The 15023-nt window shown below is 45.4% G+C and carries 13 protein-coding genes; 2 read left to right on the forward strand and 11 right to left on the reverse strand.

Annotated elements, in window-relative coordinates; translation table 11 throughout:
• Positions 1-247 precede the first annotated feature (247 nt).
• The 9 genes from rimP to RYL88_RS06755 form a co-directional block, all read right to left on the reverse strand.
• Positions 248-676, reverse strand: a complete 429-nt coding sequence (gene rimP, locus RYL88_RS06715) for a ribosome maturation factor RimP (protein ID WP_314467593.1) — start codon at positions 674-676, stop codon at positions 248-250.
• On the reverse strand, positions 663-1034 hold the full coding sequence (gene rbfA / locus RYL88_RS06720) for a 30S ribosome-binding factor RbfA (protein WP_314989986.1): 372 nt from the start codon (positions 1032-1034) through the stop codon (positions 663-665). The genes rimP and rbfA overlap by 14 nt, the downstream gene beginning before the upstream one ends.
• Positions 1031-3724, reverse strand: coding sequence for a translation initiation factor IF-2 (gene infB / locus RYL88_RS06725; RefSeq protein WP_314989987.1), 2694 nt, complete (start codon positions 3722-3724; stop codon positions 1031-1033). Before infB ends, rbfA begins: the two co-directional genes overlap by 4 nt.
• On the reverse strand, positions 3690-3974 hold the full coding sequence (locus RYL88_RS06730; protein WP_002947517.1) for a DUF448 domain-containing protein: 285 nt from the start codon (positions 3972-3974) through the stop codon (positions 3690-3692). Before RYL88_RS06730 ends, infB begins: the two co-directional genes overlap by 35 nt.
• 25 nt (positions 3975-3999) lie before the next feature.
• A complete protein-coding gene (thrB, locus tag RYL88_RS06735; RefSeq protein WP_314989989.1) occupies positions 4000-4884 on the reverse strand; it encodes a homoserine kinase in 885 nt (294 codons plus the stop codon).
• A gap of 8 nt (positions 4885-4892) precedes the next feature.
• Entirely contained in the window at positions 4893-5219 is a 327-nt protein-coding gene (locus RYL88_RS06740; RefSeq protein ID WP_314989991.1) for a glycoprotease, read from the reverse strand.
• 125 nt (positions 5220-5344) lie between these two features.
• Entirely contained in the window at positions 5345-6229 is an 885-nt protein-coding gene (gene lpxC / locus RYL88_RS06745) for a UDP-3-O-acyl-N-acetylglucosamine deacetylase (RefSeq protein WP_314989993.1), read from the reverse strand.
• Between the two features lie 63 nt (positions 6230-6292).
• Complete coding sequence (locus RYL88_RS06750; RefSeq protein ID WP_314989995.1) at positions 6293-7660, reverse strand: M23 family metallopeptidase; 1368 nt, start codon at positions 7658-7660, stop codon at positions 6293-6295.
• A gap of 73 nt (positions 7661-7733) precedes the next feature.
• A complete protein-coding gene (locus RYL88_RS06755) occupies positions 7734-8564 on the reverse strand; it encodes a prephenate dehydrogenase (protein WP_314989997.1) in 831 nt (276 codons plus the stop codon).
• A gap of 80 nt (positions 8565-8644) precedes the next feature.
• Here RYL88_RS06755 and bamA point away from each other — a divergent pair, with 80 nt between their 5' ends.
• Positions 8645-10915: an outer membrane protein assembly factor BamA gene (gene bamA / locus RYL88_RS06760; RefSeq protein WP_314989998.1), complete on the forward strand. Its 2271-nt coding sequence runs from the start codon at positions 8645-8647 to the stop codon at positions 10913-10915.
• A 680-nt stretch (positions 10916-11595) separates the two neighbouring features.
• The gene (locus RYL88_RS06765) at positions 11596-11733 is read left to right on the forward strand and encodes a hypothetical protein (protein ID WP_314990000.1); all 138 of its coding nucleotides are present in this window, start codon (positions 11596-11598) and stop codon (positions 11731-11733) included.
• 266 nt (positions 11734-11999) lie between these two features.
• Here the strand turns inward: RYL88_RS06765 and RYL88_RS06770 are convergent, their stop codons facing one another.
• Together RYL88_RS06770 and RYL88_RS06775 are read right to left on the reverse strand one after the other, a co-directional pair.
• On the reverse strand, positions 12000-12755 hold the full coding sequence (locus RYL88_RS06770; RefSeq protein ID WP_314990002.1) for a hypothetical protein: 756 nt from the start codon (positions 12753-12755) through the stop codon (positions 12000-12002).
• A gap of 131 nt (positions 12756-12886) precedes the next feature.
• On the reverse strand, positions 12887-14983 hold the full coding sequence (locus RYL88_RS06775; RefSeq protein WP_314990004.1) for a TonB-dependent receptor: 2097 nt from the start codon (positions 14981-14983) through the stop codon (positions 12887-12889).
• Positions 14984-15023: the final 40 nt, after the last annotated feature.

Genomic DNA, 15023 nt, shown 5'->3' on the forward strand with positions numbered 1-15023 from the left:
AATTTACGCTGCGCGCTTTGGGGAGTATGCGGGCAGAATCGCCGAAATTTGCATCGCCTTTTTTTGTGCTTTTTGGGGGAAATTTAAATTTATGCGGAGGCGGTTTGTAAATTTGAGGTTAAATTTAAGAAATTTGACCGTGGCGCGTTTAAGCTTTGCGATCTAAATTTAAAGCGCTCAAATTTGTAAAATTTAACCTAAAATTTGACGGGATATTAGTTTAAATTCGAGCCTTTAAATTTGCGGCTTACCACTCGATATAGGTTTTTGCCTTTTTTATATTCGCGATTTTTATCTTTAAAATTTGACCATCGCTTTCAAGCGAGATTTCATCGCCATCGGCGGATATGATTTTGCCTTTTAGCTTTTTATTTTCGCCGTTTACTTCGGCCGAGATTTTGGCTAGTTCTCCGACGCTTGAGATAAAATGGCTCGGTTTTTCCAGCTTTCGCTCAAGTCCGGGCGAGCTAACCTCTAGCACGTAGTCTCCGCTAAGCGGCGGCTCGACGTCAAATATCGGCGAGAGTAGGCGCGAAACCTTTTCGCAGTCGTCCAAATTTACGCCGCCGGGCTTTGCGATGTAGATCCTATAGATCGCTCTGCCGTTTTCGTTTGCGACCTCGACGTCGTAGAGCTGCACGCCGCACTGCGAGATCAGATTTTCAAGATTTTGCATTTTTATTTAGATCCTCTGAAATTTTTTCAAACAAATCATCCATATGATTTTGGTACTCGAGCCTATCGTCAAATTTAAAGTGAAAATTCGGCGCTCTATACCAGCCTTCGGCCGCCATGCAGTGATTTTGCAGGTGCTTTGATACGCGCTTTAGGCGGTCTAGTATATAGGCCTGCTCACGCACGTCAAACATCATTTTATCAAGATAAACGAACGCGTCGTATCTGCCCTTTTTACACTCGACGTCGGTTACGCAAAGTCCGCGTAAAAGCTCGTCCTCAAGCGTAGATAGAGCCTCGGGCAGTAGCTCTTTTAATACGCTTTGCGTGCGCAGGCGTTTTATCTCCGATGGGTTCATAGGCTAGCTTGCTCCTCTACTTCTTTAAAGCTCTCGATGTAATCGCCTTCTCTGATGTCGTTGTAGCCGTCGATGCCCACGCCGCACTCACAGCCGCGCGCAACCTCCCTCACGTCGTCTTTGAAGCGTTTTAGCGAGCTTACAGTGCCTTCGTGCACGACCACGCCGTTTCTGATTAGGCGGATTTTTGCGCCGCGGTTTATCGTGCCCTCAGTCACCATGCAGCCTGCGATCGCGCCTACTTTAGGAACGTTGATGACTTGGCGTACTTGTGCTTGACCGAGCTGCTCTTCGTGGATGACAGGCGACATTAAGCCGCTTAGGATCGCCTTGACATCGTCGATCAGGTTATAGATGACGTTGTAGGTTTTGATTTCGACGCCGCTTTCTTTGGCTTTTTCTTTCACTTCGCCCGTCGGCCTGATGTTAAAGCCTAAAATCACGGAGTTTTCGCTCGCTCTGGCTAGCTCTACGTCGCTTTGAGTTATGCCGCCCACGCCTGAGTGGATGATATTTACTTTTATCTCGTCGTTGCGAAGTTTTTCTAGGCTTGCCTTGATGGCTTCTAGCGAGCCGCCAACGTCGGCTTTTACGATGACGGGGAGCGATTTTAGCTCGCCCTCGGCTATCTTTTCGCTAAGCTCTTCTAAGCTTACTTTCGTCGTCTTGCTAAGCTCTTTTTGGCGTAGGTATTCTGCTTTTTTCTGTGCGTACTCGCGGGCTTCTTTATCGGTTTTGACGCTTATTAGCGTTTCGCCGGCTTCTGGAATCTCGCTAAGGCCCATTATCACGCCGCATTCGCCCGGCTTTATCTCTTTTAAAATTTTGCCCTGATCGTCGGTTATGCTTCTTATCTTACCGTACGCGACGCCTGCGACCACGATATCGCCGACTTTTAGAGTGCCGTTTTCAACTATAACGGTAGCTACCGGACCGCGGCCTTTTTGCTGCGAGCTTTCTATTATGGCTGCTTTTGCGTTTGCCTTTGCGTTTGCTTTTAGTTCTAAAATTTCAGCCTGCAAGAGTACGATCTCAAGTAGATCGTCTATACCCATACCGGTTTTTGCGGAGATCGGTACAAACTCGTACGTGCCGCCCCAGTCTGTAGATAGGATATCTAGCTCGGCTAGTTCGCTTTTTACTTTGTCTGGGTTTGCGGCCTCCTTATCCATCTTGTTTATCGCGATGATGATCGGGACGCCGGCGGCTTTTGCATGGCTCACGGCTTCTTTGGTCTGAGGTTTTACGCCGTCGTCGGCTGCGACCACGATGATAACGATATCTGTGATCTTGGCTCCTCTAGCGCGCATAGCGGTGAAAGCTTCGTGACCCGGAGTGTCGATAAAGGTAATGTTTTTGCCGTTTTTATTTACCATATAGGCGCCTACGTGCTGCGTGATGCCGCCGGCTTCACCCGCTGCTACGCGCGAGCTTCTGATGTAGTCTAGTAGCGAGGTTTTGCCGTGATCGACGTGACCCATGATGGTGATAACCGGAGCGCGGACGGTTAAATTTGCATCATCCAGCCGCTCTTCTTCTTCGTCGTAGGCCTTAACGTAGTCAAACGCTTCTTGCGTATCGACGATATTTACCTCGATACCGAATTCATCGGCCAAAATCTCTATCGCATCCTCGTCTAAGAAATCGTTTTTGGTCGTCATCATACCCAGCATAAAGAGCTTGCCGATGACTTCGCTAGGTTGCTTGTTGATCTTATCGGCAAATTCGTATAGGCGGATCTCTTTTGGTATCTCGACGTAGGTCACCGCCTCGCCGTTATGGTCGGCGCGTTGCGATTTTTTATGTTTTTTGCGAGGCCTGCGCGCAGTGCCTTGCTCGAGAAATGAACTTACCGAGTTATTTAGCACCGGCTTGTAGCCCGTATTTGTCGGTTGTTTTGTTTTTTGAGGCTCCGGAGTTTGCGTTCGAACTGAAAAATCAGGCAATATAACTACGTCTTCATCGTCTATCACGATGTCGGCCATATCTCGGTCGCCTAGTAGATCCATCTTGGTGGCGCCGTCTTTTTTAGTTGCGATGACCGGTTTTTTCTCTTTTTTCTTTTTGCGCTCGATCTTTTCGTCGCTAAATTTAAACATATTTTCCAAATTTAGCGGCGGCGCAGACTCTTTTCTCTCGCTTGCCCTAGGCGCTGGTTGCTCGTCTTTTTTCTTTTTTACGATGACTAGACCGCGTCTTTTTTGCAGACTAACGTCGGCTAGGCTCTCTTTTGGCTGGACCGGCTCGGCGGCAGGTTCGACCTTTGGTTCCTCTTTTGGTGCTACTTGCGTTTTTGGCTCTGGCGCTTTTTCTGCCGGTTTTTGAGTAACTGTTTTTTGTTCTTTTTTGGATTTTTCGTCGTTTTTTGTTTCTACTTTTTCTTTCGGCAAAGGCTTTTCTTCTTTTGCGGCGCTTGTTTTTTTAGCTTCTTTAGGTTTGTTTTCTTTTTCCTCTTTGCCCTCTTTGGTTTCCGCCTTTTTAACGGTCGGTTTTTTCTTTTCCGGTTTTTTCTTGAGAGCTTCGGGGATCTCGCCGGTTTGGATGTAGGTGTATAGCGCCGCCGCTTCTTCAGGACTAACGCCACTTGAGTGCGTTTTGACCTTTAGCCCAAGTTCAATAGCCTTTTCTAAAACCTCTTTGCTATTGTAACCGAGCTCATTTGCTATCTCTGAAATTCGAACAGTCCCCATTTAAGAGTATCTCCTTTAAATTTTGCCCGTTTTGTAGCGTCGCTATAAAGCTGCCTGCGACTCTTCCGAGCGATTTTCTTAAAATTTTCTCGTCTTTTTTTAGACATTCTTCGCAAAGATAAAAGCTGCGTCCGTTTCCGTTTCCGAAAAATAGCGAAGAATTTATCAGTCTGTATCTACGCAAAATTTGCTGTTCAAAGCGCTTTTTGCAGACCACGCACGTCCTGATAGGGATAAATTTTTGAGCCATTATTATAACTTCTTTTAGCTTTTTTTTAGCTTTGTAGGATTTTTATCCCGTCGTTGTCGAAATTAAAAATTTCAACCCGAAAGCTCTTAAATTTATCTTGCAGTTTTTGTTTTAAATTTGCCGCATCGCCCGCGTAAACGATATTTAAAAAGCTCGATCCGCTGCCTGAAAGCGTGCTTAAAAGAGCACCGTTTTCGTAGGCTATCTTGCGCACTTCAAAGAGCTCTGGCAGGTTTTGCATGCGGATTTGCTCGTGCATGACGTCTTTTGCCGCCGTTCTTAAAAGTTCGTAATTTTCGCTAAAAAAGCAAGCCGTGAGAAATGCGGCGTGAGAGAGGTTGCTAACGCACTCGCCCATAGTGAAATTTTTAGGTAGCTTGGCGCGCGATTCGTTAGTGCTCATGGGCTTATCGGGGATCACGACGACGGCTTTGATATCGGCGCTTAAATGTTTTTTTAGAGATTTTACTTTGCCGTTTTCAACGACGGAGCTAACAAAACCGCCAAGCGTCGCCGGAGCGATGTTGTCGGGGTGGTTTTCGTAAACTAGCGCCTGGTTTAAAATCGCGCTTTTATCCGCCTTAAATCCAGCCGCCGCATAAGCTGCCGCGATGGCGGAAGTGATGACCGCAGAAGAGCTACCCAGGCCGCGAGAAAACGGGATTTGATTGGTAAAAATCATGCGAAAAGTATCTTTTTTGTCCGTTAGTTTGACGTAAATTTCATTGAAAATAGATAAAAAAATGTTGTTTTTTTTAAGAAGCGCGTTGTCTTTGCCTTCGCCCAAAATGCTCACGGAGGCGAAGTTTGCCCTCGTTATCTCGACTGTGTTGTGTAGCTCTAGGGCAAGTCCTAAGGCGTCAAAACCGGGGCCAATGTTTGCGCTAGTGGCGGGAACTAAAATTTGCAAAAAATCTCCTAAACGGCTTGTATAACGTAATTTGGTAGAGTATCTAATTTTAGATTTAAAACGGCTAAATTTTGCGGTAAGCCAAACTCGCCCGCTTGCGCTTTTTGTAGTTTTATGCCATCGGGCGTATCTACGAAGCTTAAGTTTTTATTTGCCCGTATCGGCGCGCCGCCGTTTAGCTCAAAGCCGCTAACCGCGTAAAATTCGCACTCTTTTACGATGCTAATCGTCTTTAAAATGACGTAGGCGACTTTTACGCCCATAAAGCTTCCCGGGCCGTTTGCGTAGATGATTTTTCGTAGATTAAATTTGCCGCCGTTTAAAATCTCGTCCATTATTTTTACGAGAGAGACGTCGGATTTTTCTTCGCTAGAAATTTGCTCTATAAGCTCGCCGTTTTCGTCATAAATGCCGACGATTAGCGGCGAGCTAAGAGCGATAACTAAAATTTGGATATTTTTTATGCAAATACCTTTTGGTACTCGCGCGCGAAATCGCCTTTTAGCGTGACGATTTCGTAGTTTTTATCGTTGCTTAGGATAGCTAGCGTTAGCTCGTGGTTTAGCTCGTGGCTACCCGCAAAGCTCGTATAATCAGCCATCAAAGGCGCGCCCATCAGACTTAGATCGCCGATCGCATCTAAAATTTTATGACGAACGAATTCGTTTTCAAAGCGCAGGCCTTCAGGATTTAAAATTTTATTATCGTCGATGACCACAGCGTTGTCTAGGCTGCCGCCGAGGGCTAAATTTTGCGCCCTTAACATCTGCACGTCTTTTAAAAATCCAAACGTCCTAGCGCGCGCGATCTCCTCGATGTAGGCTTGTTTGCTAAACTCGAACACGTAATTTTGCTCGCCGATTATCGGGTGGGCAAATTTGATCGTAAAGTCGAATTTTGGGTTATTCGACGGCGTTACTCTGGCAAATTTTCCGTTTTTGTTTACTTCTACCGGGCGTTTGATTACGATTACTTTTTTGTCCGCGTCAAGCTCCGCCGTGCCGGCTTCATCGAGCATCATGCAGTAGCTTATCGCCGAGCCGTCCATAACGGGAACTTCGTTGGCGTCTAGAACGATACGGATGTTGTCGATGCCGTAGCCATTTATCGCGCTAAGAAGGTGCTCAATCGTCGAGATGTAGCCCTCTTTGCCGCCGATTACGGTAGCCATTTGAGTGTTTATCACGTTTTTCGGCTCTGCCTTAAAGCTCACTCCGAGGTCTTTTCTGTAAAATATTATTCCTGAATTTGCCCCGAGCGGTTCAAGCGTGATTTTTATCGGCTCGCCCTTGTGAAGCCCGATTCCTACGCCTTCTACGGCTGATTTTATAGTTGTTTGTTTCAAATTTTCGCCCTTATTTTTCTTATTCTTGCCATTATACAACAAATTTACAACAAAACGGTAAATTTATTCGACCATTTTTTTAGCCGCGTTCAAAACGCCGGTTACGTTATCCTTCATCCCGCCGTTATCCATCCACTCTTCGGGGCGTACTTCTATGCCTTGCACCAGCATGCCAAAGTGCAAGTGATCGCCCATAGCTAAGCCAGTAACACCGGTATTTGCGATGATGTCGCCGGCCTTAACGGAGTCGCCGGCCTTGATATTTAGCGAGCTGCAGTGTCCGTAGAGCGAAAAAAGGCCAAATCCGTGATTTATCAGGACGTTACGCCCGTAGATGCCGTTTTCTGCGGCAAATTCTACCTTGCCGTCGTTGCTAGAGACGATGTCGGCTCTTTGCGTCGAGGCTAGGTCGATGCCCATGTGCCAGCTTTCGCTTACGTCTTTATCTTCAAAGGTATAGTATCTGTGGTCGCCGAAGCTCGCCACCGCTTTGCCGTTTTTTAGCGGGTAAAATTTATTTACGCTAAAATTTTCCGCCGCGTCTATTTCGACTTTTGCAGCGATTTGCGAGATTATTTTCTCATTTGCCTCGCGTAGATTTTCATTTACGAATTTCATTTTTTCCAGATTGCTCATCGCGTCGTAATTTTTGGCGTATTGCTGCGCTAGCTCGGGGATTTTCTCGTTTAAAAATCTACTTTGGCCGTCCAGTTTTATCTTTGAGATGCGGTATTTTTTATCTTGGTAGAAAAATCTTATCTTACTTTTGGTTATATTTCCCGCCGCATCAAGCGCTACGACGTCGGCGCTAAACGAGCCTTGCTGCGCCGGCCATGCCACTAGCGAGGCGTAGTAGCCGTCTTTTACGAATTTGCTCGGGATAAATTTTTTACCGTAATTCGTCTCTATATAGACCTCTTTTAGCATCTCGTCGGTGGCCTTAAACACGACCGTCGCGCTACCGCCTTTCGTGATGGCGTACGAGTGGTTTAGGATGTTTACGTCGGGTTTTTTGTTATCGACGGTGATTTTAACCTCTTTTTTTTGCGTGTTGCCGAGGAAAAATCCCCATTTGCTAGTATCCGTGGCCTCGATCACGATATTGTAGATATCTTTTTGCGCGCCGAATCCCGTTTTTGGAAAGCTCAAATTTAAATCGACGATTTCAGACGGTGCTTCAAATTTTTGAGTTAGCAAATTTACGTTGCCTTTTTCGTCTACGAGCGAAATTTTAACCGATTTTACGCCGCTTTCGTCGGTTATTTTGATCGGTAGGGGCGAGGTTAGGTTCCAGTAAATTTGATCTGAGATAGCGATGCTCGGCGCTTCGCGCTCAAATGTTTTTGAAGTAAATAAAAAAGCTATCGCCGCAACTAAAAGCAAAATAATAACGCCGAAAAATATCAAATTCCCATTGCCGCGTCTTCTCATAAAAATCTCCTAAATCTTAAAGACGCCGATTGTACTAAAAAGCGATAAATTTAAGGTAAATTTGCGCCCGAATTTATAAAATTTCGCGTATTTTTCTAGCTTCGCTCATCCATTCTCGCAGCTCGTCCCACTTCTCGTTTTTAATTAAATTTTCGCATTCGTCAAGTTCTTTTTTGAAAAGGTCTATCGAATTTATCAAATTTTGCTTGTTTTGTTTAAAGATATCCGTCCACATCACGGGCGAGCTTTTGGCGATCCTGATCATGCCGTTAAATCCCGTTCCGCTTAGCGCTATGATATTTTTTTTGTTTTCCTTTTTTAGTACGCTGCTAGCTAGCGAAAAGCTGATGGCGTGGGGCAGATGGGAGATGATGCTGGCGCGGTGGTCGTGTTCGGCTGCACTCATAAAAATAATCTTCATACCCAGGTGCGAAAAGAGTTCGACCGAGCGCTTGACGTGCATCTCGCCGCTTTCTTTGAAGTCGCAGATGGCTACGACAGCGTCTTTAAAAAGTCCAGAAAAGGCGGCGGTCGGACCGGAGTACTCCGTGCCCGCCATCGGGTGCGCGGGAATGAAATTTTGTCTGATGCTCTCTGGTACGGCTTCGATTATTTTTTGCTTGGTGCTGCCTAGATCTACGATGGTCGTGTTTTCGCCGATGCCTTCAAATTCTTTGACGATTTTGATGATGGCTTCTACGGGGATGGCTAGAAATATCATGTCGCATTTTTGCTTCATCTGCTCAAGCGTCAAAATTTCATGCACGAGACCGAGCTCAATCGCCTGTTTTTCGTGCTCTTTGCTTAGATCCATGCCGCTAACGCAGCTGATTAGTTTTTCGTTTTTTAGGCTAAGACCTAGCGAGCCGCCGATGAGTCCTAGGCCTACGATACCGATTTTCATAAATTCGCCTTTTAAATTTATATTGTTTAAAAATAAAATGTGCTATTATACAGCCTTATCATCACTTTTAGGTTAAATAAATGAAAAAAAGCGTTTTTTTACTACTTCTGGGTGCTGTTTTGGCAAATGCCCAGCAGATAACTTCCATAAATTTTAAAGGTCTTGTGCATCTGTCTCCAGAAACGGCAAAGGAGATAATGGGGCTAAAAGTCGGCGACGATCTAAGCGGCGATAGTACGGATAGGGCGATCGCAAAGCTCTTTAGGCAGGGCTACTTCGACGATATATATATCGAAAACGAGGGCGGCTACGTAACCGTAACGGTAAAAGAAAAGCCTAGCATCGCTCGTATCGATATCAAAGGTGTAGTGACTAACGACAAAACCGCTATCGACGGGCTAATCAATATCAAACAAGGCAATATGTACGACGAGCTAGCCATCGAGCGCGCAAAAGAGCGCATCAGGCAGTATTACGAGTCAAAGGGCTACTTTGACACGATCGTAGACGTAACAAAAGAGCCAGTAGCGGGTAATGAAAGCAGCCTTTTTGTCACCATGAACATAAACCGCGGCGAAAATATCATAATAGAAAACGTAAATTTAGTCGGCGCAAAGCTTTTTGATTATGGCGACGTGGAGCCTGTGGTAGCGAACAAAGAGCGCGAATTTATGGGCTGGATGTGGGGTAGAAACGACGGTAAGGTTAAACTTTTTGAGCTACCGAATGATCCTGCGAGAATCCAAGACAAATACTATCAAAAAGGCTACCTAGACGCCACTGTCTCAAACCCGTATCTAAACGCCTACATGGATAACTACACCGCAGATCTTACCTACTACGTGACCGAGGGCGAGCAGTATAGGGTATCTAGCGTAGATATCGAAGCTCCAGAGTTTTTAGAGCTTGATAAAGAGAAAATTTTAAAAGACTTTAGGCTAGAGGGCGGCGACGTGATGAACTCCGCTCGCCTAAGGCAAGACATGAAAAAGCTCGACGATATCGTGGCGGATAAGGGTTATGCGTTTGTAAGGATAAATCCAAAAACCGAGAAAAACGTCGAGGATAAGACCGTAAGTATCGTCTACGAGGTCGTGCCGGACGAAAAAGTATATATAAGAAACGTACAAATTTCAGGCAACGATAGAACCGTAGATAGAGTCGTTAGACGAGAGCTATACCTCACGGAGGGAAATTTATATAGCAGAACCGACCTACAAGACAGCAAGGACGCGCTAAAGCGAACGAGCTATTTTGACGATGTCGAGATCGAGGAACAACGCGTTGGAGCAAATCAAGTCGATCTACTCGTAAAAGTAAAAGAGGCCTCCACCGGCTCTATCAGCGGCGGTATCGGCTACGGTAGCTCAGACGGATTGCTACTTAACGCAAGTTTATCGGATACGAACGTGTTTGGTAGCGGCATGAAGGGTGTCGTAAGCGTCGATAGGAGCGAAACCGAGCTCTCCGGCCAGATAGGTTTAACCAACCCGCGCCGTTTTGATAGCGAAGATAGCCTCGGCGGCACGCTATACGCTAACGACTATAACTGGAACAGCTACGACGAGAAATCATACGGCTTAAACGTCGTAGTGGGTAGAAAACTAACCAGAAATTTAAGCGCGTCTTTGGGCTATATCATCGAACAAAGCCGTATCAGCGGGCTTAGCGACGTGTTAAAAACCGTTGGTTACAAAGACGGCAAGAGTTTAAAAAGCTCGCTCATCCCGTCTATCACCTATAACAGCACAGATGATTATTACCTGCCTCGCACCGGTATCATCGCAAGCACTAGCCTAGAGTTTGCGGGCGTGGGCGGAGATGAGAAATTTTTAAAGAGCAGAACGAATTTCAACTGGTATCAGGGCATTAGAGAGTGGGTGGACTACGACCTTATTTTCAGGTTTAAATCAAGCTTCGGTAAAATTTGGGATCGCGGCTGGGTGCCTATCAACGAGAGGTTATATCTAGGCGGTATCAGAAATCTACGCGGATTTGAGAGCAGAACCGTCTCTCCTAAAGTCAAAGTCTCTAGCGGCAGTTGGTATGAGACGGGCGGCGATATGTCGTTTAATAGCTCGGCCGAGCTTAGCTTCCCGCTAATAGAGCGCGTAAAGATGCGCGGCGTGCTGTTCTTTGACTACGGCGTGATCCACGGCAAGATCGCAAACGTCACGGCTCCTGGTATCGTAGATCATATCGACGGACGCATCAGCAGATACAGCGCGGGTGCTGGTATCGAGTGGGTAACGCCTATGGGACCGCTTCAGCTAATCTTTGCTAAACCGCTCAAAAAGCAAGACGGCGACGATACGAGCACGTTTGAATTTACTATCGGACAACGCTTCTAAATTTAAGCGGGCGTTTGGCTTTGCCTCTCGTCCGCCTCTTTTCCTTGTTTTATAAATTAAACTCGGCTAGTCGTGTTTTTTTTGTTCTCCATCTATTTTTACGCTTTTTACGCTTGGCCTGTAGGCGGGCACCCTGCGCGGTCGCTGTTTTCAAACTACAAATTTTATATTTTCGCATTAAATTTTATGCTTACCCGTAAAACTCGATTTGCAAAATGTAAAACCGTATTGCCCAGTTTGCGTTTTTAAGTTTGTTAAATTTACTTTAGATGCCGCTCTTTGAGCCTTTATGTTTGCGACTAAATTTCTTGGCTACGCTTGGATTTTACCTGGACGCAGCGACTAAATTTAGGTTGCGTTTGTTGCCGTTTTTGAAGTAGTCGTTAAATTTGGCAAGCGCGACGTAAAAAGACAAACTAAAACGTCGGCACGTATAAAGTCAAAAAAGTAAATACAAAAAGCCGCCAGAGTAAATTTGAGGGTTTTAAATTTATGCAAATTTTAAAAACTAGCTGGCTAAGCTCGCCTAGTTCGCAAAAGCGGTAAAATAGCGCAAAATTACAAAAACAAAACGAGACGGCGTTTACGCTGCAGGCGTAAATTCGCGCTTTGTCGCGCTTATTTGCAAGGTTTATATGAAGTATTTTGCTGGTCTAATAAAAGTCTAATTCGGGCCGGATTTGAGCGTAAATTTAGTTTGCGGCAACCGCGCAAGTATCGCAAAAGCTAAATCGCCGGTAAAAGCTCGCAAATCTAAACGCGAGGTCGGCACAACCCACCTCATAAATTTGGGCGCTAAATCAAGCTTTGAAGTGTAAATAAAGCAAAATCAAGGCTAACGCTTACGTTTTAAATCGCCTAAATTTAGATAAACTAGCGCGGATAAAATTTGCGCTAAATCTAAATTTAAATACGATTTTAAAGCACAAAAAGACTAAAGTTAAATCTCTTGATTTTACCGAAGAAAAGCCTTCATACTCGGTAAATCTTACGCAACTTTACGGGCGCTAAGAAGGTGCTTTGATCCTTAAAGGCAACCACAAAATGCTTGCCGCAGGCGTCTAATGACGCAAGCGGCCAAACCCTATCTGTCGTAAAATTTGCTAAGCACGCTACCGCTAATATCCCTGCGCTCCCCGTCCTCTATCATCGCAGCTTTACGGTCTACATCGACAGTTTTATCTGTGTTTATGATAAATTTAATCTCATATGTGCGTGAGTCGATTTTCTTTGGCATATCGCCGAAAAATATAGGCTTTGGCGGACGCTGCGAGTCAAGCGCAGCCCACTGAAACTGATTTACGAAAGTAGCAAATATAAAAGATTTTCCGTTTAGTTTATATTTATCCAAAAGCTCGCCAGCTAGAGCGTCGTTATCGCAGGTTACCGGCGCGCCGAAGGTGTGTTTCTTTTCTTTTTCTTCGTCGTATTTACAAAATTTATTCGCTAACGCAAGCAGCTCTTCTTTGCTAGCATCGGCGCTGGCCTCGGTTTTTAGGTCGTTATAGGTTTTTATTATCTGCTCTAGTGCCCTGTCTACGTTTTTTTGCGCCTCGTCTTTGGCTTTTTGTACGGCCTCCTCGTATCTGGCGTTTTGGCTGTCAAACTGGGCTTTAAGGATAGCGTCCGAGACCTCGCAGGTTACTTTGACCGCTTTTAAATCCTTTGCGCTGACATCCTCCCACTTGACGCTTTTGCAGCCTTCATACCCGTCTACGGCTGCTCCTATCGTCATTGATTTTTTCTGCGGCAGAGTGTAGTTTTTCACGGTATCTATGTTGTTATCGCCGCATCCAACTAGCGCCAAAACAGCGGCTATGATAGAAAATTTAGCTTTCATTTATCCTCCTAAAAATTTAAATGTATCTAAATTTAGCTTAATATTAAGAATCGTAAAAAGGCGAGAGATAAATGCTAGTTTGCGGGCCGCGCGCGTAAATTTAACCGCGCGACGAGCCTACTTAAATTTAATTAAAAATTATAGTGAAAATTTACCATAAACGACCTCTCGTCGCCTAGCCTCGAGCTTGAGCGCCAGTATTTTTTATCAAAGAGATTGTTTATTGCTAGCGTCATTTGCGCATGCTCGGTGAAGCTATATCCCGCACTCACGTCCACTCTGGCAAAGCCAGGCAAGTGTTGTTCTTGGATTCTACCGCCGCTAGTAGAGTAAAAGTAGCGCTTGGAGTAGCCGGTAACGCCGCTTTCTACGTACCATTTGTCGGCATTTACGTAGCGTAAAAAGACATTGCCCTGCCAGCGCGTGGTTTCATTTAGATTAAGCCCTTCGTTTAGCGGGTTCGAGTTGTCTTTGGTAACCTTAGCGTTCGTGTAGCCAAGCGAGCTGCGTAGGTATAAATTTTCATAAATTTGCCCTAGCACGTTTAGCTCGATACCGCGGCTACGCTCCTTACCGCGAACTGCCCAAGTATACGGGTCGTTTGTGGGATCCGGTTGATAGCGGATATTTTTATGTTCGATCTGAAAGACTGCGATATTTGAGCTAAATTTATTATCCGCCCAAGTGCTTTTTAGTCCGATTTCGTATTGGACGTTGTTTTGCGGTTTTAGATCCAGTCTTGACGTATCTTCGGTGCTGATGCCAATGTTGCCTCTACCTCCGTAGGGCGCAAAGCTCTGCGAATACGAGACATAAGCGGTGTGATCGGTCGCAAAGTCCCATAAAAAGCCGACTCTAGGACTAAACGAGTCGCCGGTGTAGCTGTTTGTTTGGCCTCTTATATTTCTGGTTTTAAATTTATAAAAATCAAACCTGCCGCCTAGCATCAATCTATACGTGTCGTCAAGGCTAATGAGATCCTCGAAAAACACGCCGTGATTGATCGCGCGGTGTTTGTTATCGGTCGTGAGCAGAACGCTTCTATTTGACGTCCAGCTACCCCTAGATGCGTAGGGATTGATATCTTGCGTATGGGTTCTACTATACCAGAGTCTTGGATGGCGAGTTTCGATGCTGTTATCGTAGCCGACTGCGATGTTGTGCTTAAATCTCTCGAAATTTAGCTCCTTGGTGAGTGTAAAGGCGTTTGAGATAGTTTCGTTATCCGTCTCTTGCTTTGCGTAGTTTTGCCTTAGTCTGTTGCCGCTAACGATACTGCCCGCAAAAAAGTGGTCGAAATTTTGGCTAGCCTTTCTGTATCCAAAAACCCATTTTAAATTTAGCTCTTTTGCTAGCTCGGCATTTAACTCCGTGCGCAAAAAGTGTAGCCTATCCTCCACAAAGTCGCCCTCGTGAGAAAAGCCTTTTTTGTAATCGATACCTAGCTTATCATAGACGGCTTTGGTCGGAGTTCTATCGGGTACTCTCCAGGCGTTGTCGTACGTATACTGCGCCTCGAAGCTTACGTCGCCGCCTTGGTTGGTTACGATGAGGCTAGGGCTTATCATAAAATTTTTATACTTTATACCTTCGCGCCACGATTTACCGCGCTCGCCGTCGGTGGTTAGGCGTACGGCTAGTTGATTATTTACCGCGTGGTTTACATCCGCGCCAAGCCCCCATCTACTCCAGCTACCGTATCTACCGGAGACTTTATAAACGGGGGTAAAATTTGCCTTTTTACTGACTAAATTTACGACCGCGCCGCCGTCGCTCCTGCCGTATAGGATAGAAGCTGGTCCTTTTAAAATCTCGACTCGCTCGACGTTTGCGGTACTGCGCCTGATCTGTCCCGAGTCTCTAACGCCGTCTCTATATATATCTCCGCCGTCTACGCTAAAGCCTCTTATTTTTATACTCTCGCCGCGCATATCGTAGCCCGCGTCTATGCCCGCGTTTCCTTCTAGGATGCTAGAAAGATCGTTCGTTCCGTAGTTGCGATTTTTTTGGATATCGATAGTTTCGATGGTTTGAGGCGTTTGCTTGTTGCTAAGTCCGTTTCTGTTTACTTCAGCGCTATCGTAGGCGACGTAGCCTTTTAGGTTATCTTGCTCGGAAATGCCTTCGACTTCGACGCTTGGAAGCATCACCGAGTAGCCCTCGGTCTTTGTCTCTGCGATGGCAAAAGTAGCTAAAATAGCGACTGAAGCAAAAATACTAAGTCTCATTATTCTCCCTTAATTTTAAAATAAAAATGAGATTATATAT

The sequence above is a fragment of the uncultured Campylobacter sp. genome (genome assembly GCF_963517995.1).
Taxonomy (GTDB): domain Bacteria; phylum Campylobacterota; class Campylobacteria; order Campylobacterales; family Campylobacteraceae; genus Campylobacter_A.